A 26,214-nucleotide genomic window follows, 5' to 3' on the forward strand; every position below is an offset into this window, starting at 1 on the left:
GGGCCAACCGCAGGCCACTCCCACCCCGCACCGCACCCCCGGGCAAGCACCTGGGGTTTTTTCATGTTCATGCTGGTTTGGTGGGAAGTCAACCCATTGACGTTCCAACACATACGGGTGTAAATAAAGCTGAAACAACACTGAAACGGTGGTGAATCAACAGCATGTACGCCGAGGAACGGCAACAGGAGATCCTGCGCCGGGCGCGGACCGTCGGACGGGTGGACGTGGTGACGCTGGCGGAGGAGTTCGCCGTCACCACGGAGACCATCCGCCGCGATCTGACCGCGCTGGAGCGCTCCGGGATGCTGCGGCGCGTGCACGGCGGTGCGATCCCGGTCGAGCGGCTGGGGTTCGAGCCCGAGCTGGCCGCCCGTGACGAGGTGATGATCGGAGAGAAGGAGCGCATCGCCAAGGCGGCGCTCGCCGAGCTTCCCGAGGACGGCGCGATCATCATCGACGCCGGGTCGACGACCGGCAGGCTGGTGCAGGCGCTGCCGGTCGACCGGGAGCTGACCGTGATCGTGAATTCCCCGCCGCTGGCGACGGCGATGGCCACCCGCTCCAACCTGACGGTGATCATGCTGGGCGGGCGGGTGCGCGGGCGGACCCTGGCCACCGTCGACGACTGGGCACTGCGCCCCCTCGCCGACCTGCACGTGGACGTGGCGTTCATGGCGGCCAACGGGTGCTCGGTGGCCAAGGGGCTGACGACGCCCGACCCGGCCGAGGCCGCCATCAAGCGGGCGATGATCGGCGCGGCGCAGCGGTGCGTGCTGCTCGCCGACCACACCAAGTTCGCCAACACCTACCTGGCGCGCTTCGCCTCGATCCAGGAGATCGACGTGGTGATCAGCGACACGGGGCTCGACACCGGGGTCGCGGCCGAGATGGCCGCCGCCGGCCCGGAGGTGGTCCGGGCGTGACCGTCCCCCTGCCCCCCGGCCCCACGCCCGGCCCAGGCACCGGTCCAGGCCAGGACTCCGGTCCAGCCCCCGGTCCCGGATCAGGCGCAGGCCACGGCCCAGGCCCCGGTCGTACGATCGAGGTGGTCCCGGCGTGATCGTCACCCTCACCCTCAACCCCAGCCTGGACCGTACGATCGAGGTGGGGTCGCTGACCCGCGGGGCCGTCATCCGCGCCGCCGCCACCCACCTCGACCCCGGCGGCAAGGGCGTCAACGTCTCCCGGGCGCTGCTGGCCAACCGGGTCCGCTCGTGCGCGGTCGTCCCCTTCGGGGGCGACGAGGGACGGCGGCTGGTGAGCCTGCTCTCGGCCGAGGGCATCGAGATGATCACCGTCCCGGTCGCCGGGACCACCCGGTCCAACGTCGCGCTGGCCGAGCCCGACGGCACGGTCACCAAGATCAACGAACCGGGGACCGCCCTGTCGCCGGCCGAGCTCGACACCATCGCCGAGGCCGTGCTCGGGGCGGCCAGCTCCGCTGACTGGGTGGTCGCCTCGGGGAGCCTCCCGCCCGAGGTGCCCGCCGACGTCTACGCCCGCCTGTGCGAGCGGTTCAGCGAGGCGGGCATCAACGTCGCGGTCGACACCAGCGGCCCCGCGCTCGTCTCGGCGCTCGCCGAGGCCCCCGCCCTGGTCAAGCCCAACCGGGAGGAGCTCGGCGAGGCCACCGGGATCGTCATCTCGTCCCTGGGCGACGCCATCAAGGCCGCGGAGAACCTGCGGGCCCGGGGCGCGGGCGCCGTCCTGGCCAGCCTGGGCGCCGACGGCGCGATCCTGCTGCAGGACGACCAGATCTGGCACGGCCAGTGCCCGGTGGCCGAGCCGCGCAGCACCGTCGGAGCCGGTGACGCCATGCTCGCCGGCTTCCTAGCGGGCGGGGCGCGCGGCGAGAGCGCGCTGGTCGAGGCACTTGCCTGGGCGACCGCCGCGGTCGGGCTGCCGGGAAGCCGGATGCCCTCCCCTCACCACATCCACCGTGACGACGTCCGCGTCACCGGAGCCGATCCTGCCCTGCCGCTGCGGTCCGGGGGCTGACAGCGGCGCAGATCCACCCCCCTGGCCGGCCGGTCGCCGGCCACCCCGGAAGGAGCAGCACACATGAGCGAGTACACCCCAACCGTCACAGGAACCGGGGCGAGAGCGAACATCCAGCGTTTCGGCGGGTATCTCGCCGGGATGATCATGCCGAACATCGGCGCGTTCATCGCCTGGGGCCTGATCACCGCCCTGTTCATCCCCACCGGCTGGCTGCCCAACAAGGACTTCGCCGTCCTGGTCGACCCGATCGTGAAGGTGCTGCTGCCGATCCTGATCGGTTACACCGGCGGGCGGATGGTCCACGGCCAGCGTGGCGCCGTGGTCGGCGCCGTCGCCACGATGGGCGTCGTCGCCGGTGCCGAGAGCCCGATGTTCCTCGGCGCGATGATCATCGGGCCGCTCACCGCGTACCTCCTGAAGCTGTTCGACGGGCTCGTCGCCGACCGCGTCAAGTCCGGCTTCGAGATGCTGGTGGACAACTTCAGCGCCGGCATCATCGGCGGCGCCATGGCCCTGGTGGGAGTCAAGGCCGTCGGCCCCATCGTCGCCGCGATCACCGACGTGGCGAGCGACGCGGTCGCCTGGCTGATCGGCAACAACCTGCTGCCGCTGGCCTCGGTCGTGATCGAGCCCGCCAAGGTGCTGTTCCTCAACAACGCCATCAACCACGGCGTGCTGGGCCCGCTGGGCGTGGCACAGGCGGCCGAGACGGGCAAGTCGATCCTGTTCATGCTGGAGTCGAACCCCGGCCCCGGCCTCGGCCTGCTCCTCGCCTTCATGTTCTTCGGCCCCCGCGCGCTGCGTCCCAGCACCCCCGCCGCGATCATCATCCAGTTCTTCGGCGGCATCCACGAGATCTACTTCCCGTACGTGCTCATGAAGCCCCGGCTGATCCTCGCGGTCATCGCCGGTGGCGCCACGGGCGTCCTGGTCTTCCTCGTGACCGGGGCCGGGCTGGTGGCCACGCCGTCGCCCGGAAGCATCTTCGCCTTCCTCGCCGTGACCCCCAGGGGCGGGTGGTTCGGCACCATCGCCGGAGTCCTCGCCGCGACCCTCGTCTCCTTCGCCGTCGCCTCGGCGCTCCTCGGGTTCGGCAGGGGTAAGGACGAGACGGAGGAGAACCCCGAGGAACCACCCACCCAGACCGAGACCACACCCGTCGTCAAGGAGGCCTGACCTATGGCCAGCATCGAGAGCAAGGACATCCACAAGATCGTCGTGGCCTGCGACGCGGGCATGGGCAGCAGCGTCATGCTCGCCAGCCAGCTCCGCAAGCAGCTGAAGGACCAGAACGTCCAGGTGGAGCACACCCCGGTCAACTCGATCCCCGCCGACGCCGACGTGGTGGTCTGCCACGCCGGGCTGGCGAACCGGGCCAGGGCCGGGGCTCCGGACAAGGTGCTGATCCCGTTCCAGGTCTTCATCGGGGACCCGGCGGTGACCAAGCTGGTCAGCACGATCAAGAGCGGCGGCACCGTCAATGCCTGAGACGGCGCCGCTGCCGCTGGACCCGCGCGCCATCCGGCTGGCGGCCTCGGCCGCCGACCGCGACGACGCGATCCGGCAGTGCGGGGAGGCCCTGCTCGCCGTCGGCGCGGTGGAGAGCGCCTACATCGACACCATGCTCGTACGGGAGCGCTCGATCTCCACCTACGTCGGCGAGGGGGTCGCCATCCCGCACGGCACCCTGGCCGCCAAGGACGCCGTCCGGCACGACGCCGTCAGCGTCGTGCGCTTTCCCGGCGGCGTCGACTGGGACGGCGACCAGGTGACGGTGTGCATCGGCATCGCCGCCAAGGGCGACGGCCACGTACGGCTGCTCGCCGAACTCGCCCAGATCCTGATGGATCCCGACCAGGCCAGGGCCCTTCGCGAGGCGACGGAGGTCGCCGAGGTGGTCCGGCTGCTGCAACCGAACGAAGAGGACAAGGCATCGTGAAGGTCGCCCGTTTCTACGCCCCTGGCGACATCCGCGTCGAGGAGGCGCCGGAACCCGTCGCCGGACCAGGCGAGATCAAGATACGCGTGCGCAACTGCTCGACCTGCGGTACCGACGCGAAGATCCAGAAGCACGGCCACCACCACATCAAACCGCCCAGGGTCATGGGGCACGAGATCGCCGGTGAGGTGGTCGAGGTCACCGAGGCGGGCGAGTGGGCCCCGGGCGACCGGGTGCAGGTGATCGCCGCGATCCCCTGCGGGAGGTGCGCGGAGTGCCGCCGGGGCCGGATGACCGTCTGCCCGAACCAGGAGTCGATGGGCTACCACTACGACGGCGGTTTCGCCGAGTACATGATCATCCCGGCGTCGGTCCTCGCGGTCGACGGCGTCAACCGCGTCCCGGACGGGATCGGCTTCGCCGAGGCCTCGGTGGCCGAGCCCCTGGCCTGCGTGCTCAATGGCCAGGAACTGGCCCGCGTGGGCGAGGGCGACGACGTGGTGATCATGGGATCGGGGCCGATCGGCTGCCTGCACGTACGGCTGGCGCGGTCGCGGGGCGCGGCGCGGGTCTTCCTGGTCGACATCAACGCCGGGCGGCTGGAGATGGCCGCGAGGCTGGTCGGCCCGGACGCGGTCGTCCACGGCGAGGACGTCGTCGAGCAGGTGCTCAAGCTGACCGACGGCAGGGGCGCCGACGTCGTCATCACCGCCGCCGCCTCCGGCGCCGCCCAGGAGCAGGCGCTGCGGATGGCGGCCCGCCAGGGACGGATCAGCTTCTTCGGCGGCCTGCCCAAGGACAACCCGATCATCCGGTGCGACTCCAATCTGGTCCACTACCGGGAGCTGACCATCGTCGGAGCCAACGGGTCCAGCCCGGCGCACAACGCCCGGGCCCTGCGGCTGATCGCCGACGGCTCGGTACCGGTCGCCGACCTCATCACCCACCGGCTGCCGCTCGCGGAGGTCCTGGAGGGGATCGACATCGTCAGCAGGGGCGAGGCCATCAAGGTGACCATCGAGCCCTGACCGGCCCCGGTCTCCCGGCCCCCTCCCGCCGAGTACGGCGGGAGGGCCCGGCCCACAGGCCCGAACGGCCCTAAACAAACCCAGACGGGCCCAAACAAACCCGGACGGCCCGAACAAGCCGAACGACCCCAAGGCTCAAACGAACCGAACAGGCCGAACAGGCCGAACAGGCCCGCCAAGGCTCGCACAGGCCCGCTTCACATGCTCGTACGAAAGCACCCACAAACACCGACAGGCCCGCACAAAGCTCGCGTGAGCCCGTCAAGCTCGCACAGGCCCCGTCAAGTCCGCACCACTCGCAGAACGCGCAGAAGGAGAACCGGAGATGCCGGAGAGGACAGTGGTCGTCGCCTCAAGCACGGGCCTTCACGCCCGGCCCGCGAAGATCTTCGTGCAGGCCGCGGCCAAGCAGGGGATGCCCGTCCGCATCCGCGTCGGGGACGGCAGGCCCGTACCCGCCAACAGCATGCTCGCCGTGCTGGCCCTGGGTGCCACGCACGGCACGGAGGTCACGATCGAGGCGGAGGGGCCGGGGGCCGACGAGGCGCTCGACTCCCTCGCCGAGCTGCTCGCCCGCGACCTCGACGCCGAGGAGACCCCCGGAGCCGCCGGAGCCGCCGGAGCGACCCCCCGAGGCGCCGGAGAGACCTCCCGTGGCTGAGACGCTCGGCGGCCTGGGCGTGAGCTCGGGCCGGGCCGCCGGGCGGGTCTGCCGGATGGCGGGCCCCCCGGAGCTGCCCGACCCCTCCCCCGTCACCGACGCCGACGCCGAGTTCGACCGGGCGATGAACGCGCTGCGGGCCACGGTCTTCGAGCTGGCGGCACGGGCGGAGAAGGCGCCGGACGCCGACGCGAGGGCGATCCTGGAGGCGCAGTCGTTCATCGCCGACGACCCAGGCCTGCACGAGTCCGTGGAGGCGAACGTCAGATCCGGCAAGGACGCGGCGCACGCCATCGACGAGGCCTGCGCCCACCACCGGCGCGCGCTGCTGGCGGCGGGCGGCTACTTCGCCGAGCGCGCCGCGGACCTCGACGACATCCGCAACCGGGCCGTGGCGTCGGTGCTCGGCCTGCCCGTCCCCGGGGTGCCCGACCCGGGTCATCCGTTCGTCCTCGTCGCCGAGGATCTGTCCCCCGCCGACACGGTGAACCTGGATCCCGGAGCCGTCCTCGCCCTCGTCACCGAGAGGGGCGGCCCGACCAGCCACACCGCCATCCTGGCCCGCGCCCGCGGCCTGCCCGCCGTGGTCGCCTGCCGGGGGGCGGGTGCCATCGGCGAGGGGACCTGGGTGTCGGTCGACGGCCTGCGGGGCGAGGTGGAGGTCGGCATCGGCGAGAGGGCCGCCGCCGAGATCCAGCGCCGGGCCGAGGCCGACCGCCGCCGGACGGGCACCGTCCGGGGTCCCGGCAGGACCTCCGACGGCCACCCGGTCAAGCTGCTGCTCAACATCGGTTCCGCGGCCGACCTCGCGCCGCGGGACCGAACCCCCTCAGCGGAGGGGGCCGAGGGCGTGGACGCGGAGGGGGTGGGGCTGTTCCGCACCGAGTTCCTCTTCCTGGACCGGCGTGAGGAGCCGAGCCGCGGGGAGCAGGTGGCCGCCTACGCCGCGGTCCTCCGCGCCGCCCCCGGCGGGCACGTCGTGGTCCGCACCCTCGACGCGGGCACGGACAAGCCGCTGCCGTTCCTCGGGCTGGCCGAGGAGACCAACCCGGCGCTGGGCGTACGGGGGCTGCGGGTCTCCCGGGTCAGGCCCGAGGTGCTCGACACCCAGCTCGACGCCATCGCCGAGGCGGCACGCGAGACCGGGACCGAGCCGTGGGTGATGGCGCCCATGGTGACGACGGTGGCCGAGGCCGCCGACTTCGCCGGGCGGGCCCGCGCCCGGGGGATCGGACGCGTCGGGGCGATGGTGGAGGTCCCCGCCGCCGCGCTGCGCGCCGGGCGCCTGCTGGAGGAGCTCGACTTCCTGAGCATCGGCACCAACGACCTGAGCCAGTACACCTTCGCCTCCGACCGGCAGCACGGGGAGCTCGCCGACCTGCTCGACCCCTGGCAGGCCGCGCTGCTCCAGCTGATCGCCGACTGCGCGGCGGCCGGTCAGGCGGCGGGCAAACCCGTCGGCGTGTGCGGAGAGGCGGCGGCAGACCCGCTGCTGGCGACCGTCCTGGTCGGGCTGGGCGTCACCAGCCTGTCGATGTCCGCGCCCGGGATCTCCCCGGTACGGGAGAGTCTCGCCGCCCACTCCCTGGAGCGGTGCCGCGACAACGCCCGGATCGCGCTGGCCGCCGACGATCCGGGACAGGCCAGGAAGGCGATCGTCCCGGACCGCTGAGCTCCCGGTCTCCATCCCCCGCCGGGCCGGCCCCTCGCCGGCCCGGCCTCTCTTCTCCACTCCGCGCCCCGGGCCCCCGCGTCCGCCTCCTCGGAATCCGCCCGGGGTTCGCCCGGCGCACCCTCCGGCGCGCATCGGTGAAATCACCGGTCTTTCCGAGGCCGCCGGTACACCGGTGCAGGCCAGCGGAGGCCGGTGGGGAACCGCGCCACCCGCTCTTTCCAGGCGCGACACACGCGCGTAACACTGAGGCATGCCCTCCCCCTCCGCCGCCACCCGGTCACCGGCGCTGCACGGCCGTGACACGGAGCAGGACGCGCTGCTGCGATTACTCGACGCCGCCCGCGGCGGCTCCGGGGGCGCGGCGATCCTGCGAGGGGCACGGGGTACGGGAAAGACCGCGCTGCTCGACCTCGCGGCGGCCCACGCGAGCGGCACCGGCGACACGGGCGGCACCGGCGACACGGGCAGCGGCAGCGGCAATACGAGCACCCGCGACACGAACGGCACAGGCGGCACGAACGGCACCGGTGATTTCGTCGTGCTCAGGGCGCGCGGCACCGAGGCGGAGTCGCACCTGCCGTACGCCGGGCTGCACGGACTGCTCAGGCCGGTCGCCGACCGGCTCCCCTCGCTCCCCCCGGCGCAGGCGGAGGCCCTGACCCGGGCGCTGGAGCTGGGCGCGGCGGACGGCGGGCTGGCGCTTCCCGCGGCGGTGCTCAACCTCCTGGTGGCCGCCGGTGGCCCGGTACTGGCCTGCGTCGACGACGTCCACCACCTCGACGCGCCCAGCCGCGAGGCGCTCTTCTTCGCGGCCAGACGGCTGGCGGGAGAACCGGTCGTGCTGCTGTTCGGGACCGGCGACAGTGGCGACGGCCGTGACGACGACGACGGCGACCGCACCGCCGCCCCCGACGACATACCGGCGTTCGAGCTGGGCCCCCTGGACGAGGAGGCGGCCAGGCGGCTCGCCGACGACCTGGTGCCGGGGCTGGCCGACGACGTACGGGCGTCACTGCTGGAGATCGCCCGCGGCAACCCGCTGGCGCTCGGGGAGCTCGCCGGGTCGCTGAGCCCCGAGCAGATCTCCGGCGCCGCCGCCCCGCCCGCGACCCTGCCGAGGGGCGGGCGGCTCTGGCGCGCGTACGCCGACCGGCTGGCGCGGCTGCCCCGTGAGACCGCGGACACGCTCCTGCTGCTCGCGGCGGATCCCGGCCTGGAGACGGTCACCCTGGCCGGCGCCGCGGAGCCGGAGGGCGCGCTGACCGCGCTGGAACCGGCGGAGCGGGCGGGGGTGATCGTCCATGTCGCCGGCGGAGACGGCGACGGTGACATGGACGGTGACCGCTACGACTTCCGCGAGCCCGCGATGCGGACGGTCGTCTACGCCGGCGCCTCCCTCGCCCGCCGCCGCGCCGCGCACCGCCTGCTCGCGGGCATGCTGCGCCACGACCACCAGCGGCTGCGGCGGGCCTGGCACCGGGCCGCCGCGATGGACGGCCCCGCCGAGGCGCTCGCCGACGAGCTGGCCTCGGCCGCGGCGGCGGCGAGCTCCCACGGCGGCCACCCCTCGGCCTTCCTCGCCTTCGAGCGGGCGGCCGAGCTGACCGAGCACGGCGACGTCAGGGCCGCGCGCCTGGCCGCCGCCGCCAACCGCGCCTGGCACGCGGGCCTGCCCAGGCGGGCCCGGTCGCTGCTCACCCGCCTGCAGTCGCTGACGATCTCCGAGGAGGTACGGAGCCAGGCCGAGCTGATCCGCGGCAGCCTGGAGTTGCGCACCGGGAAGACCGGCAGTGCCGGGGACGACCTGCTGGCGGCGGCCGAGTCGCTGCTGGACAGGGACCGGGGGCAGGCCGTCCGGGTGCTCATCCGCGCGGGCGAGGCGAGCTACATGGCCGGTGACAACCCTCGCTACCTGGACATCGCGCGGTGGGCCGCCACGCTGCGCCGCCCGGACGACCCGGCGGCCACCCAGCTGATGTTCGAGTACCTGGCCGGTACGGCGGCGACCTTCGACGGCCGTCACCGGGAGGCGGCCGATCCGCTCCGCCGGGTGCTGGAGCTCGCGCCCTCGGTGCGGACCCCCTCGGTGCTGGTGTGGGCGGGGGTGGCCAGCCTGCTGCTCGGCGACGACGCGCAGGCGACGAGGCTGTGCGGCCGGGCGGTGGAGACGGCGCGCGCCCGCGGGGCGGTCTCCACCGTGCCGCAGGTCCTGGAGTTCATGATCCACGCCGAGCTCTGGATGGGCCGCTACGCCTCCATCACCGCGAGCGCCGTCGAGGGGCTCCGGCTGGCCCAGGAGCGCGGGCGGCCCAACAGCGCGGGCCAGCACCTGGGGTGGCTCGCCCTCACCGCGGCCGTCGAGGGGGACGCGGAGACCTGCGCGATCAGGGCGGCGAGCGCCATGGAACTGGCGGGGGCCCACGGCGTGTGCGTGGCGGGAGCGCTCGGCAACTGGGCGCTGGCCCACCTCGACCTCGCGGCGGGCCGCCACGCCGACGCCGCCAAGCGGCTGCGGGCCACGGCCAGGGCGGACGGGACCAACGGCCACCTCGTCGTACGGGTCATGGCGACCCCGCTGTTCGTCGAGGCCAGCGCCCGCACGGGTGACCGGGAACGGGCGGGGGAGGCGCTGCGGGTGCTCGACCGCTGGGTGGGCAGCACCCGCAGTCCCGACCGGCGCGCGCTGGCCACCCGCTGCCACGCGCTCCTGGCCGCCCCCGGCGACGCGGAGGAGTACTTCAGGGCCGCGCTCGACCTGCACCACCAGGGTTTCTCCGAGTTCGAGACGGCCCGCACCCAGCTGCTCTTCGGCAGCGCGCTGCGCAGGAACCGGCGTCCTGGCGCGGCGAGGGAGCACCTGCACAGCGCGCTGGAGACGTTCGAGCGCTCCGGCGCGCGGCTCTGGGCCGAGCAGGCCCGCGCCGAGCTGCGCGGAGCCGGAGAGGCCGTCCGGTCCCACCGCCCGAAGGCCACCGAGAAGCTCACCGCGCAGCAGTACCAGATCGCGCGCATCGTGGCGGACGGCGCCACCAACCGGGAGGTGGCGGCCCGGCTCTTCCTGAGCCCGAGGACCGTCGAGCACCACCTCAGGAACATCTTCGCCAAGCTCGACATCCGCTCCCGGGTGGAACTGGTGCGGCTGATGTCCTGATTCACCGGTTGGTGTAGTTATCCACCGGTGTTAACCAGTGCGATGGAGTACGGGTGATTTCACCGATGCACTCCGAGGCTGACAACGAGAAAGTGGCGTCTGTCAGAAACCCGAGGGGTCACCCCGGTGACGCTGACCGTACCGCCACCGTTCCCGGTGGCGGGCCGACGCGCGACGAACGGCCGTCAGCGCCGACCGCCGTATCGCCGTGGTTTCCCCCACAGGAACGGAGTACAGCAACGTGCAGCCGTACGGCACCACCCCCCAGGCCCCCGCGCCCAGGCGTTCCCGCCGGGCGACGACGGTCGCCACGCTGACCCTCGCACTCGCTCTGCTCGGCACCGGCGGGACCCTCGCGCCCGCCGCGCAGGCCGTCGCGGCCCCCGCCGCGCAGGCCGCCTCCGCCGGTCCCTACGACCGCGGCCCCGACCCGACCGTCTCCCTCATCGAGGCGTCCAGGGGACCGTTCGCGATCTCGGAGACCACCGTCTCCTCGGTCCGGGTGACCGGCTTCGGCGGAGGGACGATCTACTACCCGACGTCCACCGCGGAGGGAACGTTCGGCGGCGTCGCCATCGCCCCCGGCTACACCGCGAGCAGGTCCACCATGGCCTGGCTCGCCTCGCGGCTGGCCTCCCACGGCTTCGTGGTCTTCAACATCGACACCCTCACCCGCTCCGACCAGCCCGCCAGCCGGGGACGGCAGCTGCTGGCCGCGCTCGACTACCTCACGCAGGAGAGCACGGTCGCGAACCGGGTCGACGCGAGCAGGCTCGGCGTCGCCGGGCACTCGATGGGCGGCGGCGGCACGCTGGCCGCGGCCAACAGCCGTCCGCAGCTGCAGGCGGCCATCCCGCTGACCCCGTGGCACACGACCAAGAGCTGGCCGGGCGTGCGGGTCCCGACCCTGATCATCGGCGCGGAGAACGACGCGATCGCCTCGGTGAGCGCGCACGCCAAGCCGTTCTACAACAGCATCCCGGCCTCCTCGGAGAAGGCCTACCTGGAGCTCAACAACGCCGGCCACACGGCGCCCAACGTCTCCAACACCACGATCGCCAAGTACAGCGTCTCGTGGATGAAGCGGTTCATCGACAACGACACCCGGTACGAGCAGTTCCTGTGCCCGGCGCCCCGGGTCGACCTGAACATCTCCGAGTACCAGGACACCTGTCCGCACTCGTAAAACCACCGGACCACCGGACCACCGGACCGCGGGGCCGCAGGGCCGCCGCCTGACCCGCGACACAGGACCGCAAACCATCTGTTAGGCCAGTGAAGGTCTTGTTAAGCCCGTTAAGCCCGTTAAGTTCGCAAAACGCCTGATCCGACGGCGGCCGCAGCGTGCGGCCGCCGTTGGCATACCCCCCCAAAGTCCCCCCGTGCTGCCGTCATATGATGGATTTTCTCCTGGTTTGATTAGTTACCGCCGAGGGGCAATAAGGTTTACGGTCTATGTCCAGGAACGCAATGAGACGTGACCCTAAGACTGTTCTGTGGCTTCTCGCGCTGAGCATCGTGGTCACCTTCTCGGCCGGTGGGGCCACGGTGCTGAGCGGTCATCTCGAACCCGTTCCCGACAGGCCCGCGCCTCCCGACGCCGCGCCGCCCGGGATACCGGCGGTGCCCGCGACGCCGACCCCGCCGCCGCAACCCCAGGACTCCCGGAACACCGCCGCCCCCGCGACCTCCGCCGGTCCCACGACCTCGTCGCCGGCCAAGGAGCCGCTGCTGCTCGCCAACGGCCGGCAGCAGCCGCTGAAGGTGCGGGTGCCCCGGTCGGCCAAGGGCCGCTACGCCGTCGCCCCAGGTGAGGCCCGGCCTCCGAAGGGGAAGGGCGAGGTGATCCGGTACGCGGTGGAGGTCGAGCGGGGCCTGCCGTTCGAGGTGGAGGAGTTCGCCGCCGAGGTGCACCGGATCCTCAACGACCGGCGCGGCTGGGGGTACCGGTTCAAGCGGGTGGCCCGCGGCCCGGTGCGGATCAGGGTCTCGCTGTCCAGCCCCGAGACGGCCGACCGGCGGTGCCTGCCGATGCGGACCAACGGCGTACTCTCCTGCTGGAACGGCGAGCGCGCGATCATCAACGCGGTCCGCTGGAACAGCGGGGCGACCGGCTACGGCCGAGACGTGGCCTCCTACCGCGAGTACGTCATCAGCCACGAGGTCGGCCACGGTCTCGGCCACGGCCACGTGTCCTGCCCGGGACGCGGCCGGCGGGCGCCGGTGATGCTCCAGCAGACCAAGTCCCTGTACGGCTGCCGCCCCAACCCCTGGCCGTCCCCCCGCCGCTGAGACCCCCGCCGTCTCCCCATCGGCTCACTCCCCGCCCCTCACGGGCGGCTCCGGGAGGGGCCGGTGAAAGGACCGGCGGACGGCGTGTGACGGCCCCCGAACGGCCCGACGCGGGGTTCCCCGCCACCCCGTGTCGCCGGATCGTCCCCCCGCACGGCAAAGCCGTCGCGAAGACCGGGTTCGCCGGGCCCTCCCTGGGCACCCGGTAGGCATGCGAGTAGTAGTAGTCGGCGCGACGGGAAACGTGGGCACGAGCGTGGTGTCCGCCCTCGCGGCCGACCCCGACGTCACATCCATCGTGGGCCTGGCCCGCAGGCGGCCGGACTGGCACCCGCCCAAGACCACCTGGCGGACCGCCGACGTCGCCGGCGGCGACCTGGCGCCACACCTGGAGGGGGCCGACGCGGTCGTCCACCTGGCGTGGCTGTTCCAGCCCACCCGCGCCCCGGTGACGACCTGGCGGAACAACGTCCTGGGCAGCATCAGGGTCTTCGAGGCCGCCGCGCGCGCGGGGGTCTCCGCGCTCGTGCACGCCTCCTCGGTGGGCGCGTACTCCTCGGCTCCCAAGGACAGGGCCGTCACCGAGGACTGGCCGACCCACGGCTGGCCAGGGGCCGCCTACGGCCGGGAGAAGGCCTACGTGGAACGGGTGCTCGACCTGTTCGAGCGTGACCACCCGGACATCAGGGTCGTACGGCTGCGGCCGGGCTTCATCTTCAAGCGGGAGGCGGCGGTCGGGCAGCGGCGCCTGTTCGGCGGGCCGTTCGTGCCGCAGCGGCTGGTACGGCCGAAGCTGATCCCGTTCGTGCCCGACACCCCCGGGCTCCGCTTCCAGACGGTCCACAGCGACGACGTCGGCGAGGCCTACCGGCTCGCGGTCACCCGGCCGGTGTCGGGCGCCTTCAACATCGCCGCCGACCCGGTGATCGAGCCCTCGGTGCTGGCCGGGCTGCTCGGTGCCCGGCTGGTCCCCGTCTCGGGCTGGGCGCTCAGGAGCACCGTCGCCGCGGCCTGGCACATGCGGCTGATCCCCGCCTCGCCCGGCCTGGTCGACCTGGTGCTCAGAATGCCGATCATGGACATCGGCCGCGCCCGCGCCGAGCTGGGCTGGCGGCCGCGCCGCACGGCGACGGAGGCGATGCGGGAGATGTTCGAGGGGCTGCGGAGCGCGGAGGGCATGGACACCCCGCCGCTGTCGCCGCACACCGGAGGGCCCGCGCGCCTGGGCGAGCTGGCCGGCGGTGTCGGCGGAAGGCCCTGAAGGCCCCCGCCCCCCGGGCGGGACCGGCTCAAGGGCTCAGAGGGCAGGGCCCAGGGAGCGGGGCTCGAAACGGACGTCGGACTCGTCAGGGAGGACGCGAAGTATGGGCAGGATCCTCGTGGGCACGGCCTCGTGGACGCACCGGTCGCTGCTGGAGTCGGGCTGGTATCCCGGTGACGCCTCCACCCCGGCGAAACGCCTGGCCTACTACGCGACGAGGTTCCCGATCGCCGAGGTGGACGCCACCTACTACCACCCGCCGTCGCTGAGCACCGTGGAGGCGTGGCGGGACCGCACGCCCCCGGACTTCACCTTCGACATCAAGGCGTTCTCCCTGCTGACCGGGCATCCCACCCGGCCCGCCTCCCTCTACAAGGACCTGCGGGAGAGCCTCGGCGCGCCGCCGCAGCGCAACCTCTACCCGAAGGACGTGCCGCCGGAGATCGCCGACGAGGTCTGGCGGCGGTTCCTCGACGCGCTGGAGCCGCTGCACGAGGCGGGCAAGCTGGGGGCGGTGCTCTTCCAGTTCCCGCCGTGGTTCCCGATCGGGGAGGGCAACAGGCGCTACATCCTGGAGTGCGCCCGGCGCTGCGCGCCGATGCGCGTCAGCGTCGAGTTCCGCAACCACACCTGGATGGACGGGAAGAACCGCGAGGACACCCTGGCCTTCCTCGCCGGGCACGACCTCGCGTACGTGGGGGTCGACATGCCCCAGGGGCACACCTCGTCGATCCCGCCGGTCCTGGCCGCGACCTCCGGCCTCGCCGTGGTGCGGCTGCACGGGCACTCCGACAAGTGGACCAGCAAGAACATCGACGAGCGCTTCGCGTACATGTACTCGGAGCCCGAACTCGCGCGGTGGGCGGCCAGGGTCCGGGAGCTCGCGGAGGGCGCCGAGACGACTCACGTGCTCTTCAACAACTGCTGCGCGGACAACTCCCAGCGCAACGCCGCCCGGTTCCGCGCCCTCGTCGACGAGATCGGCGGGCCCGGCTGGTCCGGTGAGCCCGGTGAGCCCGGTGAGCCGGATGACCTCGAAGAACCAGGCAGACCGGACACGCTGGGGCGGACGCCGAACGGGAGCGGTGGAGCGGGCGGGCGGGAAAAGGGCCGAAGCGGCGGCCGGCGCGGCGGAGCCGCTATCTGACCCGCCGTTTCGCCCCGGTCATGGTGGCCCTGCGCTCCTCCGGGGTGGTACCTCCCCAGACGCCGTACATCTGCTGGGTGTTCAACGCGTACTCCAGGCAGCGCCCGCGCACAGGGCACCGGCGGCACACCGCCCTGGCGCGCTCGTACTGCTCACGGCCCGGCCCCTCGTAGGACACGGGGAAGAACAGCTCGGGGTCCTCACTGAGGCACGACGAGCGGCGGGACCAGTGGATGATCGGAATGACGTTGCTCTTAGCAGGCATGGCAGTCCAATTGGGAGTCGGAACGGCTGAGGTGCTGGCGGCTCAGGTTGAGGATCGCGTGCCCGCTGTAATGGCATTCATACCTTTTAAGCGGAAAAATCGGGCGACCTTGACCGAGGGTTTCTCCCTGTTTCGAAGCTCCTGGTCAGCGGCCTCCCGGAGCGAGTGGATCAGCTTTCTCTCGTCCCGGGACACCGTCCCGGCGCGGTGGTCACCCGCTCACGCCTCCCACCCCGCCGGGCCGGAGCACGGCTCGCTCCGGCCCGGTGGCGTTTCCTACCGTTCCGCCCGCGCCCGCTCGTCGGGCACGCAGTGGGTCATCTTCAGACCACTCACGTCGCGGGGCCCGTTCTTGCCGAGTCCGGACATCCGCTCGCGGTCCTCGTCGCTCAGGTCCTGGCCGGCCAGCGGCTCCAGGTGGGCGACGTCCTCGGGGGCGATCCCGAGCCCCTCCCCGACCCTGAGGCCCAGGTCGTCCTCGACCATCAGGAAGTGCCAGACCATGCGCTCCTGGACCGGGCGCGCGGCCTGGGACAGCATGTCGACGAAGTTCAGCACGAGGTCGTCGCGCTCCCACTGCTCCATCAGCAGATAGCGCTGGCCCGGCTGCGTGTAGTCGTCGGTGCGCGGGATGCGCTTGCGGGTCAGCCGTCCCGAGACGACCGGGCCCTGCTCGTCGTGGGTGGGGTACCGCCCCTCCCTGAGCCCGCCGGTGATGGACGGCTCGTAGTTGACGTGCGGGTTCTCGCCCTCCCCGTCGACGTGGTAGGTCATCTGGCCGTCACGCTGGTTGGTGCGCACCTCGGCGTGCTTGGCCTGGTTGACCGGCAGCTGCAGGTAGTTGGGACCCACCCGGTGGCGCTGGGTGTCGCTGTAGGAGAACGTGCGGCCCGTCAGCATCTTGTCGTCGGAGAAGTCGAGACCGTCGACCAGGACGCCGGTGCCGAAGGAGATCTGCTCGTTCTCGGCGAAGTTGTTGGCCACGTTGCGGTCCAGGACCATCCTGCCGACCGGCCTGGGCGGGAAGCGGTCCTCCGGCCACACCTTGGTGTCGTCCAGCGGGTCGAAGTCCAGCTCGGGGTGGTCGTCGTCGCTCATGATCTGCACCAGCAGCTCCCACTCGGGGAAGTCGCCGCGATCGATCGCCTCGTGCAGGTCCTTGGTGGCGTGCCCGAGCTCCTGCCCCTGTACGGCGGCGGCGTCCTCGGCGGTCATGCTGCGCACGCCCTGCTTGGGGATCCAGTGGTACTTGACCAGATGGGTCTCGCCCTCCGCATTCACCCACTTGTAGGTGTTGACGCCGAAGCCCTGCATGTGCCGGTAGTCGGCGGGGATGCCGCGCGGGCTGAACAGGTTGACGATCATGTGCATGCTCTCCGGCGTCTGCGACATGAAGTCGAAGATCCGGCCGGGCTCCTGCCTGAACGTCACCGGGTCCGGCTTGAGCGAGTGGATCACGTCGGGGAACTTGATGGCGTCCCTGATGAAGAAGACCGCCAGGTTGTTGCCGACGAGGTCCCAGTTGCCGTCCTCGGTGTAGAACTTCACCGCGAACCCGCGCGGGTCGCGGGCGGCCTCCGAGGAGTCCCTGCCGCCGATCACCGTGGAGAACCGCACGGCCACGTCGGTCCGCTTCCCGGCCTCCTGGAAGAGCTTCGCCCGCGTGTAGCGGCCGATCGGCTCGTCACCCAGTCTGCCGTAGGCCTCGAAGTGGCCGTAGGTGGTCACCCCCCGGGCGTGGACCACCCGCTCGGGGATGCGTTCGCGGTCGAAGTGACTGATCTTCTCCAGGAACTGGTAGTTCTCCAGTGTGGCCGGACCCCTCGCGCCGACCGTGCGCTGGTTCTGGTTGTCGTAGACCTGGTGCCCCTGACGATTGGTCAGGACCGGTCGGTCATCGCCCGGCCGGGGTCCCATGCTCGACACATCCGTCATGGCGGCGCTTCCTTCCCTGCTGCGGTCGCTTCCGGCGCACCGATCCACACATCGGCACACGAGCCTCCTTATCCGACATAAGTCGCTTTATAGCGATAAGGAAGGGAATCTACGCAAAAGGGACAGCAATTTAAACGCGCTGATACCTACCCCGAGAACAAAAGCCACCCCGGACGAAGCATCCGGCACCCAGGCGTTCAGCCAGGACCTGAGGACCTCAGCGGGCCTGCGCCACCTATCTCACCTTGGCGGGGGCTCTCAACCACGGGCAGGCGTCGGCAGAGCCCCCGACCAGACCTCAGGAGCCTCCGCGGGCCTTCGCCGTGGCCCGCCGGTTCGCCTCCCCGATGGCCGCGACCAGCTCCTCCTTCGACATCGTGGACCTCCCCTTGACGTCCAGGCGCCTGGCCACGTCGTACAGGTGTTGTTTGGAGGCGTTGGCGTCCACCCCCTCGGCGCTCCTGCCGCCCCTGAGCCCGCCCCGGGCGGCGCGGTCGTCGGACGGCCCCTTGCGGCCCTTCGGCTCCCAGTGGTCGCCGACCTTCTCGAAGGAGTGCTTCAGCGCGGCGAACGCCGTGCGGTGCGCCCGCTCCCCCTCCCCGTAGGTCTCCACCGCGGAGTCATGCGCCTTGATCCACGTCTCCTGTGCCTTCCTCGGCGAACGCCGCAGGGTGGTCGGGATCTCCTCGCGTGCCGGCATGGCGTGATCACCTCTCCTCTTCGCAGGTCTTCGCGGGTCTTCACAGGTCGCAACCTCAACGGCGGACATGCCCACCCCGTCACCGATCATGCCGCCTCCTCCCGCCCGGCGGAGGGGGGAGAGCCCGGCGTCGCGGAGATGCCTCCAGGCGGACCGCAGCGCGTCCTCGATCTGGCCGCGTACGTCCTGCTCGACCAGCCGCCGCAGCGCGGGGAGGTGGCGATCGTCGTCACGGTCCACCCGGAAGCCGCCGCCCATGTGGTGGATGTCGACGAGGTCGCCGGGCATGGGGACGGCCTCGCGCATGGGCGCCGGCATCGCGCGCGGCGCCTCCGGGCGCCGTTCCAGCGGAAGGCTCACCAGGTCCAGCATGACCCGCGGGGTGTCGTGAACGATGATTTCCATGCCCCGGACGGTAAAGGCTCCCGTTACGGGAGACTCAAGCGAATCACCCGCGAGGAACCGGGGAGGGCGGGGGCGCCGCGCCGTCGGTCCACAGGCGGCCGAAGCTCATCCGCTTGACCGGCGGCAGGGTGTCGCACAGGCGGAACCAGGCCTTCGCGCCGCGCCGGACGAGGGGACTGCCGGAGATCATGAACTCCGTGAACCTCGCGGAGGTGCGGACGGCGCCGAAGCCGTACGCGCGCATCCGGGTCTCGTAGCCGCCTATCGCCTCCGTCAGGGTGCCCCGGCCCCGCTGGAACGCCGCCAGCCCGCTCGCCAGCAGGGCGGCGTCGCGCAGCGCCGTGTTGGCGCCGAAGCCCATCGCGGGCGTCATGTTGTGGATGGCGTCCCCGAGCAGCGTCACCGGCGTCGCGGGCCATCGGCCGACGGGGACGGATGTCCTGAACGGCATCAGCTGGACACTGGCCGGGTCCGCCTCGGCGACCAGGCGGCGCAGGGCGGGGTGCCAGCCGGAGGTCATCGTCCCGGCCAGATCCTTGAGCCCGTCGCCGTCGAGGTCGGCGGCCCCGGCCGGATAGGTCCCGTGGGGGGCGACGAAGGCCCACAGCACGTAGTCCTGGAGATCGTCGGCCAGGGACCTCAGGTCGAGCCCGAACCCGGCGAGGCGGGCCTCCAGGCCGGCGAGGCCTCCTTCCCTCGCGGTGCCACCGGCCCCTCCGGCGGAACCGGGACCCGTCCCCCGGGCGAGGAGGCTCTCCGCCCTGCGCCTGCCGTTGAAGGCCGCGGTGAACATGGCGCTCCCGCTCGGCGGCAGGATGAGGTTGAGCCCGTCGGCGAGGTTTCCGGGGAGCCACCCGCGGGCCCGGTCGTCCAGCGGCAGCCGGGCGCCGATCGCGAGCGCGCCGGTGTCGACGCGGCGGGCCCCCGGCAGATACTGGCCGCGTACCAGCGAGTTGGCGCCGTCCGCGCCGACCAGCACGTCTCCGGTGGCCGAGGTGCCGTCGGCGAAGAAGGCGACGATCCTGCCGTCCGGCCTCACCTCGTAGCGCCGGAACGTCCTGCCGTGGTGGACGACGCCCTCCAGCCCGGCCAGCAGGAGCCTGCGCAGGGTGGTGCGGCTGACCGCGTACTGGCCGCCCGAGGGGTCGGCGGCCCCGCCGGTCATCACGCCCTCCTCCACGAACACGAGCTCCCGCAGCCGATGGGTGTGGAAGCCGAAGCCGGGACCGGGGTGGCCGGAGGTGGCGAGGAACGCCTCCCACAGCGGGCCCGGCAGGCACCGGTGCAACGCCCTGCTGCCGATCTGGTTCAGGTGGATGCGATAGCCCCGCACCCAGTCGGCGGCGTCGCGCTCGCGCTCGTAGACCTGGACGTTCACCCCGGAGGGCAGCAGCGCCTGGGCCAGCGCCAGGCCCCCTATGCCGCCTCCGACGACGAGGACGTCGAGTGGTTTCGCGGGCATGTCAGGCTTCCCCTCCTTCGTTCTCTTCGTTTTCCTCGTCGCCGGAGGGCGTCCCGGGGGATCCCCCGGCGCCGAGGAGCCGGGGCAGTTCCTCAAGCAGCGTCTCGTGCCAGGTGATCTCCGCCCGCAGGCGGACGAGGGTGTGGTCGAAGCCGAGCGGTTCGAGGCCACGGAGGTGGGGGGTGGCCGCCTCCCTCAGCCGCCGCCAGGTCTGGAGCTCGGCGGTGAGCTTGCGGTGCCGGTCCTCGATGACGGCCCGCAGCTCCCCCTCGCCCATGTCGGAGCTGAGCTGGAGAGCGAGGTCCACGGGATCGGGCCGCAGGCGGGTGTCACGCAGGGCCGCCTCACGCAGCGACTCCAGCTCCAGCCCGCCGTCCTCGGTGATCGCGTATACGGTCCGCGCCGGGAGGTTGCCCTGCTGCTCGGTGCGCACCGTCTCTATCACCCCTTCGGCCTCCATCCGGTGCAGCGCCCCGTACAGGGACCCGACCTTGATGTCGGTCCACAGCTCGGTCCGGTCCGTCTGCGCGCTCTGCCGGATCTGGTGACCGTGCATCGGCCCCCGGCGGGCCAGCGCCCCCAGGATGAACAATCGCGTACTACTCATGCGACTACTCAAACACGAGTAGATGAAAGAAGTCAAACATGAGTACTCGTAAGCGAGTAGCAGGACAGGGAAGACCTGCGGAACCGCTCCATCCGGACACCCACCGGTTCACTTCGAACCTGACAGGCGTACCCGGCGGGGAGGACCCACACGCCCTCTCTCCACGTGGACCGTCGACCGTGGACAGTGGACACCTGCCGGCTCACGTCGAACCCGATGGGCGACATCCGGCCCCGGTGCGTTCAGGCACCCCCCGGGCGGGCGTCCCTAGATGGGCTCGCCCTCGTTCTCGTCGCCCTCCTGGGGGCCGGGCGTGCCGGTCCCGCTCTGGCTCGGCGACGGCGACGGGGTGGGCTGGCCCGGCTCGGGTGTCGTCGGTACCGGCGGCGGGGTCGGGACGAACACCGTGGGCGGCAACGGCTTCGGCAACGGCTCGAAGTCGTCCTCCTTGCGCAGCAGCAACCAGACCATCACCGCCAGCAGCACGAGCAGCACGGTCAGCACGACCCCGGCGATGACCACGGACCTGCGGGTCTCGGTCGGCGGCGGCGCGGCCTTGGGCGGCGCGGGCAGCGCGGGCGAGCGGTCGCCCACCCAGTGCGGCGCGAAGTCGGGGCCGTGCTGCTCACCGATCAGCGTGCCGCTGACCAGCACCGGCTCCAGGAACCGCTCCGCCCCGGCCCTGTCGGGCTCGTACGGCGTGGCCACCCACGGGGCGCTTCCGCCGTCCATCGCCAGCACCTGCGGGACCGTGTCGGCCACGGCGGTGCGCGCTCGTGTCGCCCTCGCCATCCAGCCCCGCACGCCGGAACGGCTCGCCGTCGCGTCGCGGACCCCGGTGACGAAGCGGTCGCGGGCCGCCGGGTCGAGCGCCGCCCCCTTGGTCAGCACCGCGACCGAGACGGCCCGGCCGTCGGGCGCCAGCCCGAGGTAGACCAGCCCGGCGGGTCCCACGCGCAGGCGGGCCTGCACGAGGAAGGGCCCCAGCTGGGGCGGGTCACCGTACTGGAGTGGAGTGGCCACGTCTGACATGAAAGCACACCCCGCCGATCACACCGCGCCCCGTGGGCGTCCCGCGGGCATGCCCCGGGCACACGACGGGCATGCGGCGGGCACACGACGGCACTGTCAGGAAATACGGAGCGGGCCCGTCGTGCGAGCCGCCTTTTCATTTGATGGAATACCGGCATGACCGTCGCCGAAGAACTGCCGAGCGAGACCGACACCGGATTGCTGCGCGACGCCCTGGCCGAGGTCCGGCGGGTCATCGTCGGGCAGGAGCACATGGTGGAGCGGTTGCTCGTGGCGCTCCTGGCCAGGGGCCACTGCCTGCTGGAGGGGGTGCCGGGGGTGGCCAAGACCCTGGCGGCCTCGACTCTGGCCACGGTGGTCGGCGGCGAGTTCGCCCGCATCCAGTTCACCCCGGACCTGGTCCCGAGCGACATCGTGGGCACCCGGGTGTACCACCCCTCCCGCGAGGCCTTCGACGTCGAGCTCGGCCCGGTGTTCGTCAACTTCCTGCTCGCCGACGAGATCAACAGGGCCCCGGCCAAGGTGCAGTCGGCGCTGCTGGAGGTCATGGCCGAGCGGCAGGTGACCCTGGCCGGGGAGACCCACCCGCTGCCGAAACCGTTCATCGTGCTGGCCACCCAGAACCCGATCGAGTCCGAGGGCGTCTACCCGCTCCCCGAGGTCCAGCGCGACCGGTTCCTGTTCAAGGTCCGCGTCACCCATCCCAGCGCCCACGAGGAGCTGGAGATCCTGCACCGGATGAGCGTGACCCCGCCGACCCCCAGGCCGGTGCTCGACCCCGCGCGGCTGGCCGCCCTGCAGGCCATGGCCGACCAGGTCTCGGTCCACCAGCTCGTCGCCGACTACGTGGTCAGGCTCGTGATGGCCACCCGCTCCCCCGCCGAGTACGGCCTGGCCGGGCTGCAGGAGAACATCGAGATCGGCGTGAGCCCCCGGGCCACCCTCGGCCTGGTCGCCGCGGGACGCGGCCTGGCGCTGCTGCGCGGCCGCGACTACCTGCTCCCCGACGACGTGCGCGACGTGGCGGTGGACGTGATGTCCCACCGGCTGATGCTCACCTTCGACGCCATCGCCGACGGGATCGACCCCGAGGACGTGGTCCGCCAGATCCTCGCCGCCGTGCCGCCCCCGCTGGTCGTCTGGAACCAGGGACCCCGGTGACCGGCCTCGAAGGCACCGGCGATCCTGACCTGAGCACGGCCGAGCAGGCGTTGCGCCGGCTGGAGCTCACGATCGTCCGGCGCCTGGACGGGCTGCTGCAGGGCGCGTACCAGGGGCTGCTTCCCGGCCCCGGGAGCGAGTTCGGCGACAGCCGGGTCTACGTGCCCGGCGAGGACGACATCCGGCGGATGGACTGGTCGGTGACCGCCCGCACGACCGTCCCGCACGTGCGCGACCTGATCGCCGACCGGGAGCTGGAGACCTGGGCCCTGGCGGACCTGTCGCCCAGCATGGACTTCGGCACCGCCGGAATGGAGAAGCGGGACCTGGTCGTGGCCGCCGTCGGGGCGATCGGCTTCCTGTCGGGCCGGATCGGCAACCGCTTCGGCACGTACGTCCTGCACGACGAGTACGTCCACCGGATGCCCGCCAGGAACGGCCGCCCGGCGCTGTACGGCCTGCTGCACTCGCTGATGGAGGCCCCCAGGGGCCGCGCCGTCGCCGGTGCCCCCGACCTGGCCGAGGCGATCGAGATCCTCGCCTCGGCGCGACGGAGGCGCGGCCTGCGGGTGGTCGTCTCCGACTTCCTCGACCCCGAGCCCACCCTCGATCCCGGCCTGGAGCTGCCCTGGGAGCGGCCGATCCGCCGGCTGGCCGCCCACCACCAGGTGCTGGCCGTCGAGGTGATCGACCCTCGCGAGCTGGAGCTGCCGCCGGTGGGGCTGGTCAGCATGACCGACCCGGAGACGGGGCGGAGCCGCGAGATCCAGCTCACGCCCAAGGTCCGCCGCGCGTACGCGGAGGCCGCCGCCGCGCAGCGGACGACCAACCAGGTGGCGTTGCGCCGCTGCGGGGTGGCCCACCTGGTGTTGCGCACCGACCGCGACTGGGTGTTCGACATCGCCCAGTTCGTGCTGCGGCAGCGCCGCATGGCGCACCTGACCCATCGGCCCCCGAGGTCGGGAGCGACACGGTGACCTTCCTCTCTCCGGTCTGGCTGTGGCTGTTCGCCGCGCTGGCGCTGCTCGTGGCGGGCTACGTGGCCGCCCAGTTCGCCCGGCGCCGCTACGCGCTGCGCTTCACCAACCTGCCCCTGCTGACGCTGGTGGCCCCGGCGGGGCCCGGCTGGCGGCGGCACGTGGCCCCGGCGCTGTTCCTCGTCATGATGAGCCTGCTGATCGTGGGCGCGGCCCGTCCCGCCGACTCGGTGCGCATCCCCCGCGACCGGGCGACGATCATCATCGCGCTGGACGTCTCGCTCTCGATGGAGGCCGACGACGTCCAGCCCGACCGGATCACCGCGGCCAAGGAGGCCGCCCAGAAGTTCGTCACGGACCTGCCTGAGCGTTTCAACGTCGGGCTGGTCGCCTTCGCCCGTTCCGCCTCGGTGGTGGTCTCGCCCACCACCGACCACCAGGCGGTCGGCACCTCCCTCGGCACCCTCAGCACCCGGGCGGGCACCGCGATCGGCGAGGCGGTGTTCAGCTCCCTGGAGTCGCTGCGCTCCTTCGACCAGCAGGCGGTGACCGACCCGCCCCCGGCCGCGATCGTGCTGCTGTCCGACGGCGACAACACCTCGGGGCGTTCGGTGGCCGAGGCGATCGACGCGGCCAAGAGCGTACGGGTCCCGGTCTCCACGATCGCCTACGGCACCCAGGAGGGGACGGTCTCGATCGACGGCCGCGACGTGAACGTGCCGGTGAACAAGGCCACCCTGCAGACCCTGTCGGAGGGCACCGGCGGCCGGGCCTACGAGGCGGAGTCGGGCAGCGAGCTGAAGCAGGTGTACGAGCAGATCGGCACCTCGCTGGGCTACCGGACGGTCAACCAGGAGATCACCCAGTGGTTCGTGGTGGCGGCGATCCTGGCCGGTCTGGTGACCGCCGGGGTGTCCCTGCTGCTGGGTTCACGGATCCCCTGACCCTCCCGCGGCCTCATGACCCTCATGACCCTTCATGAGGCCGCGTACGGCGAGAGCGGGCAGGCGAGCTTACGGGCGGCCCCGCGGGTGGGGTCACGGCCGGGGCGGGGCCAAGGGCGGGGAAGGGCGGGGCTGGAGTCGCGGCCAGGGGCGGGGCGAGATCGCGGCCGGGGGTCGCGGCCGCCCTGAGCCGGTCCCGGCCGTTGGTAACGTTCTACGACGTGGCACATTACTTCGAGGAGCGTCCGGAGACCGCGGGCCGTCCCGGCTCGGTCACGCTCGTGCTCCCCGACCTCCATCTGAAACTGGAGACCGACAGCGGGGTGTTCTCCGCCGAGCGCGTCGACCAGGGCACCCGGATCCTGCTGGAGAGCGTCCCCCCTCCGCCGCCGGGCGGCGACCTGCTCGACCTGGGCTGCGGCTACGGGCCGATCGCGCTGACGATGGCCTCGCGCGCCCCGGAGGCGACGGTCTGGGCGGTGGACGTCAACCGCAGGTCGGTCGAGCTGTGCGCGAGGAACGCCAGGGCCGCCTCCCTTGACAAAGTAAGGTCGATGCATGTCGACGAGGTCCCGCCGGAGGTGCGGTTCTCCGCCATCTGGTCCAATCCGGCGATCCGCATCGGCAAGGCCGCGATGCACGAGATGCTGACCCGCTGGCTGTCGCGCCTCACCCCGGACGGCGTCGCCCACCTGGTGGTCCAGAAGCACCTGGGCTCCGACTCCCTGCAGCGCTGGCTGAACGAGCGCGGCTGGCCCGCCGAGCGCGTGGCCTCCCGCTCCTCGTACCGGATCCTCCGGGTGGCGGCGCGCCCGGAGGCGGAGCCGCGGTGAGCACCCGCTCCCCCGCTCCCTCACGAGCCGCGCACCGGCTCGGCGGGGGCGGGCACAGGCGGACGGGCACGGGCGGCCTTGGTCAGGGGCGCGGTGGCGGGCGAGGCGCGGGTCACCGCGAGACACCCGGAACGAACGAGGAGCGACGAGGAACGGTGAACGACCGATGACGGCGAACCCGCGCAGGCAGCTGCGCCCGACCGATGTGAAGCGCCTCAACCGCACCTGGCGCAGGAACACCGAGGGGCGGCTGGCCCTGATCCTGGAGTCGGTGACCGGCCCGTTCAACATCGGTTCCATCTTCCGCACGGCCGCCGCGTTCGGCGTGGAGCGGATCTGGCTGGCGGGCAACGCCACCCCGCCGACCAACCCCAAGGCGCAGAAGACCGCGCTGGGCACCGACAGGCTGGTGGCCTGGGAGGAGCCGGTCCCCGTCCTGGAGGCCGTACGGGCGGCCAAGGAGGACGGGTTCGCGGTGGTCGCGGTGGAGCTGACCGGCGACGCCGTGCCCCTGTCCGAGGCCAAGCTGGGCGGGGACGTGTGCCTGGTGGTGGGCGGCGAGGACCACGGGTGCTCCCCCGCGCTGCTGGAGGCCGCCGACGGCGTCTGCTACATCCCGCAGGTCGGCCGGGTCGGCTCGTTCAACGTCGCGGTGGCGGCGGCGATCGCGGTGGCCGAGGCCCGCCGCCAGGAGTGGTCGGGCAAGGTGCCGCCCGAGGAGTGACGGCCAGGGAC

General features: G+C 72.4%; 24 protein-coding genes. 18 read left to right on the top strand and 6 right to left on the bottom strand.

Annotated elements, in window-relative coordinates:
• Positions 1-164: 164 nt before the first annotated feature.
• From ACSC1Q_RS17075 to ACSC1Q_RS17135, 13 genes are all read left to right on the top strand, one after another.
• The gene (locus ACSC1Q_RS17075) at positions 165-926 is read left to right on the top strand and encodes a DeoR/GlpR family DNA-binding transcription regulator (protein WP_436759686.1); all 762 of its coding nucleotides are present in this window, start codon (positions 165-167) and stop codon (positions 924-926) included.
• 133 nt (positions 927-1,059) lie between these two features.
• Positions 1,060-2,001, top strand: coding sequence for a 1-phosphofructokinase (gene pfkB, locus ACSC1Q_RS17080; protein WP_436759687.1), 942 nt, complete (start codon positions 1,060-1,062; stop codon positions 1,999-2,001).
• 63 nt (positions 2,002-2,064) lie between these two features.
• Positions 2,065-3,180, top strand: coding sequence for a mannitol-specific PTS transporter subunit IIC (gene mtlA / locus ACSC1Q_RS17085; protein WP_436759688.1), 1,116 nt, complete (start codon positions 2,065-2,067; stop codon positions 3,178-3,180).
• 3 nt (positions 3,181-3,183) lie between these two features.
• Positions 3,184-3,492 carry a PTS sugar transporter subunit IIBC family protein gene (locus ACSC1Q_RS17090; protein ID WP_436759689.1) on the top strand — a complete coding sequence of 103 codons (309 nt, stop codon included), beginning with the start codon at positions 3,184-3,186 and terminating at the stop codon, positions 3,490-3,492.
• Positions 3,485-3,943: a PTS mannitol transporter subunit IIA gene (locus tag ACSC1Q_RS17095; RefSeq protein ID WP_436759690.1), complete on the top strand. Its 459-nt coding sequence runs from the start codon at positions 3,485-3,487 to the stop codon at positions 3,941-3,943. Before ACSC1Q_RS17090 ends, ACSC1Q_RS17095 begins: the two co-directional genes overlap by 8 nt.
• Positions 3,940-4,971, top strand: a complete 1,032-nt coding sequence (locus ACSC1Q_RS17100) for a zinc-dependent dehydrogenase (protein WP_436759691.1) — start codon at positions 3,940-3,942, stop codon at positions 4,969-4,971. The genes ACSC1Q_RS17095 and ACSC1Q_RS17100 overlap by 4 nt, the downstream gene beginning before the upstream one ends.
• 325 nt (positions 4,972-5,296) lie before the next feature.
• Positions 5,297-5,632 carry an HPr family phosphocarrier protein gene (locus ACSC1Q_RS17105; RefSeq protein ID WP_436759692.1) on the top strand — a complete coding sequence of 112 codons (336 nt, stop codon included), beginning with the start codon at positions 5,297-5,299 and terminating at the stop codon, positions 5,630-5,632.
• Entirely contained in the window at positions 5,625-7,304 is a 1,680-nt protein-coding gene (gene ptsP, locus ACSC1Q_RS17110; protein ID WP_436759693.1) for a phosphoenolpyruvate--protein phosphotransferase, read from the top strand. Before ACSC1Q_RS17105 ends, ptsP begins: the two co-directional genes overlap by 8 nt.
• Before the next feature lie 253 nt (positions 7,305-7,557).
• Positions 7,558-10,458 (top strand): helix-turn-helix transcriptional regulator, encoded by a 2,901-nt coding sequence (locus ACSC1Q_RS17115; RefSeq protein ID WP_436759694.1) that lies wholly within the window; start codon positions 7,558-7,560, stop codon positions 10,456-10,458.
• A 241-nt stretch (positions 10,459-10,699) separates the two neighbouring features.
• Positions 10,700-11,644 (top strand): bis(hydroxyethyl) terephthalate hydrolase, encoded by a 945-nt coding sequence (bdeA, locus tag ACSC1Q_RS17120; protein ID WP_436759940.1) that lies wholly within the window; start codon positions 10,700-10,702, stop codon positions 11,642-11,644.
• Between the two features lie 284 nt (positions 11,645-11,928).
• The gene (locus tag ACSC1Q_RS17125; RefSeq protein ID WP_436759695.1) at positions 11,929-12,750 is read left to right on the top strand and encodes a DUF3152 domain-containing protein; all 822 of its coding nucleotides are present in this window, start codon (positions 11,929-11,931) and stop codon (positions 12,748-12,750) included.
• Positions 12,751-12,961: 211 nt separating this feature from the next.
• Positions 12,962-14,011: an NAD-dependent epimerase/dehydratase family protein gene (locus ACSC1Q_RS17130; protein ID WP_436759696.1), complete on the top strand. Its 1,050-nt coding sequence runs from the start codon at positions 12,962-12,964 to the stop codon at positions 14,009-14,011.
• A gap of 103 nt (positions 14,012-14,114) precedes the next feature.
• Positions 14,115-15,158 carry a DUF72 domain-containing protein gene (locus ACSC1Q_RS17135; RefSeq protein ID WP_436759697.1) on the top strand — a complete coding sequence of 348 codons (1,044 nt, stop codon included), beginning with the start codon at positions 14,115-14,117 and terminating at the stop codon, positions 15,156-15,158.
• On the opposite strand, the gene ACSC1Q_RS17140 is transcribed toward ACSC1Q_RS17135, so the two are convergent.
• From ACSC1Q_RS17140 to ACSC1Q_RS17165, 6 genes are all read right to left on the bottom strand, one after another.
• A complete protein-coding gene (locus ACSC1Q_RS17140; RefSeq protein ID WP_436759698.1) occupies positions 15,151-15,423 on the bottom strand; it encodes a WhiB family transcriptional regulator in 273 nt (90 codons plus the stop codon). The genes ACSC1Q_RS17135 and ACSC1Q_RS17140 overlap by 8 nt on opposite strands.
• Before the next feature lie 276 nt (positions 15,424-15,699).
• The gene (locus tag ACSC1Q_RS17145; RefSeq protein ID WP_436759699.1) at positions 15,700-17,358 is read right to left on the bottom strand and encodes a catalase; all 1,659 of its coding nucleotides are present in this window, start codon (positions 17,356-17,358) and stop codon (positions 15,700-15,702) included.
• 298 nt (positions 17,359-17,656) lie between these two features.
• Positions 17,657-18,058 (bottom strand): ChaB family protein, encoded by a 402-nt coding sequence (locus ACSC1Q_RS17150; RefSeq protein WP_436759941.1) that lies wholly within the window; start codon positions 18,056-18,058, stop codon positions 17,657-17,659.
• A 448-nt stretch (positions 18,059-18,506) separates the two neighbouring features.
• Complete coding sequence (locus ACSC1Q_RS17155) at positions 18,507-19,925, bottom strand: FAD-dependent oxidoreductase (RefSeq protein ID WP_436759700.1); 1,419 nt, start codon at positions 19,923-19,925, stop codon at positions 18,507-18,509.
• Position 19,926: 1 nt separating this feature from the next.
• Positions 19,927-20,532: a PadR family transcriptional regulator gene (locus tag ACSC1Q_RS17160; RefSeq protein ID WP_436759701.1), complete on the bottom strand. Its 606-nt coding sequence runs from the start codon at positions 20,530-20,532 to the stop codon at positions 19,927-19,929.
• A gap of 267 nt (positions 20,533-20,799) precedes the next feature.
• On the bottom strand, positions 20,800-21,564 hold the full coding sequence (locus ACSC1Q_RS17165) for a hypothetical protein (protein ID WP_436759702.1): 765 nt from the start codon (positions 21,562-21,564) through the stop codon (positions 20,800-20,802).
• Between the two features lie 156 nt (positions 21,565-21,720).
• Here ACSC1Q_RS17165 and ACSC1Q_RS17170 point away from each other — a divergent pair, with 156 nt between their 5' ends.
• From ACSC1Q_RS17170 to ACSC1Q_RS17190, 5 genes are all read left to right on the top strand, one after another.
• Complete coding sequence (locus tag ACSC1Q_RS17170) at positions 21,721-22,725, top strand: AAA family ATPase (RefSeq protein ID WP_436759703.1); 1,005 nt, start codon at positions 21,721-21,723, stop codon at positions 22,723-22,725.
• Entirely contained in the window at positions 22,722-23,702 is a 981-nt protein-coding gene (locus ACSC1Q_RS17175) for a DUF58 domain-containing protein (RefSeq protein ID WP_436759704.1), read from the top strand. The genes ACSC1Q_RS17170 and ACSC1Q_RS17175 overlap by 4 nt, the downstream gene beginning before the upstream one ends.
• Positions 23,699-24,646 carry a VWA domain-containing protein gene (locus ACSC1Q_RS17180; RefSeq protein WP_436759705.1) on the top strand — a complete coding sequence of 316 codons (948 nt, stop codon included), beginning with the start codon at positions 23,699-23,701 and terminating at the stop codon, positions 24,644-24,646. Before ACSC1Q_RS17175 ends, ACSC1Q_RS17180 begins: the two co-directional genes overlap by 4 nt.
• A gap of 221 nt (positions 24,647-24,867) precedes the next feature.
• Positions 24,868-25,479, top strand: a complete 612-nt coding sequence (locus ACSC1Q_RS17185) for a class I SAM-dependent methyltransferase (protein ID WP_436759706.1) — start codon at positions 24,868-24,870, stop codon at positions 25,477-25,479.
• 166 nt (positions 25,480-25,645) lie between these two features.
• Positions 25,646-26,203 (top strand): TrmH family RNA methyltransferase, encoded by a 558-nt coding sequence (locus ACSC1Q_RS17190; protein ID WP_436759707.1) that lies wholly within the window; start codon positions 25,646-25,648, stop codon positions 26,201-26,203.
• The last annotated feature ends 11 nt before the right edge of the window (positions 26,204-26,214 follow it).

The sequence above is a fragment of the Streptosporangium heterodermiicola genome (assembly GCF_051390675.1).
In the GTDB taxonomy this organism is placed as follows: domain Bacteria; phylum Actinomycetota; class Actinomycetes; order Streptosporangiales; family Streptosporangiaceae; genus Streptosporangium.

Bases quoted from the DNA above. Each gene is read 5' to 3' on its own strand.
- ACSC1Q_RS17135 (WP_436759697.1), top strand. From the start codon at position 14,115: ATGGGCAGGATCCTCGTGGGCACGGCCTCGTGGACGCACCGGTCGCTG.
- ACSC1Q_RS17150 (WP_436759941.1), bottom strand. From the start codon at position 18,058: ATGCCGGCACGCGAGGAGATCCCGACCACCCTGCGGCGTTCGCCGAGG.
- ACSC1Q_RS17075 (WP_436759686.1), top strand. From the start codon at position 165: ATGTACGCCGAGGAACGGCAACAGGAGATCCTGCGCCGGGCGCGGACC.
- ACSC1Q_RS17090 (WP_436759689.1), top strand. From the start codon at position 3,184: ATGGCCAGCATCGAGAGCAAGGACATCCACAAGATCGTCGTGGCCTGC.
- ACSC1Q_RS17125 (WP_436759695.1), top strand. From the start codon at position 11,929: ATGAGACGTGACCCTAAGACTGTTCTGTGGCTTCTCGCGCTGAGCATC.
- ACSC1Q_RS17170 (WP_436759703.1), top strand. From the start codon at position 21,721: ATGACCGTCGCCGAAGAACTGCCGAGCGAGACCGACACCGGATTGCTG.
- ACSC1Q_RS17160 (WP_436759701.1), bottom strand. From the start codon at position 20,532: ATGAGTAGTACGCGATTGTTCATCCTGGGGGCGCTGGCCCGCCGGGGG.
- ACSC1Q_RS17155 (WP_436759700.1), bottom strand. From the start codon at position 19,925: ATGCCCGCGAAACCACTCGACGTCCTCGTCGTCGGAGGCGGCATAGGG.
- ACSC1Q_RS17190 (WP_436759707.1), top strand. From the start codon at position 25,646: ATGACGGCGAACCCGCGCAGGCAGCTGCGCCCGACCGATGTGAAGCGC.
- ACSC1Q_RS17115 (WP_436759694.1), top strand. From the start codon at position 7,558: ATGCCCTCCCCCTCCGCCGCCACCCGGTCACCGGCGCTGCACGGCCGT.
- ACSC1Q_RS17095 (WP_436759690.1), top strand. From the start codon at position 3,485: ATGCCTGAGACGGCGCCGCTGCCGCTGGACCCGCGCGCCATCCGGCTG.
- ACSC1Q_RS17130 (WP_436759696.1), top strand. From the start codon at position 12,962: ATGCGAGTAGTAGTAGTCGGCGCGACGGGAAACGTGGGCACGAGCGTG.
- ACSC1Q_RS17105 (WP_436759692.1), top strand. From the start codon at position 5,297: ATGCCGGAGAGGACAGTGGTCGTCGCCTCAAGCACGGGCCTTCACGCC.
- ACSC1Q_RS17165 (WP_436759702.1), bottom strand. From the start codon at position 21,564: ATGTCAGACGTGGCCACTCCACTCCAGTACGGTGACCCGCCCCAGCTG.
- ACSC1Q_RS17140 (WP_436759698.1), bottom strand. From the start codon at position 15,423: ATGCCTGCTAAGAGCAACGTCATTCCGATCATCCACTGGTCCCGCCGC.
- mtlA (WP_436759688.1), top strand. From the start codon at position 2,065: ATGAGCGAGTACACCCCAACCGTCACAGGAACCGGGGCGAGAGCGAAC.
- ACSC1Q_RS17145 (WP_436759699.1), bottom strand. From the start codon at position 17,358: ATGACGGATGTGTCGAGCATGGGACCCCGGCCGGGCGATGACCGACCG.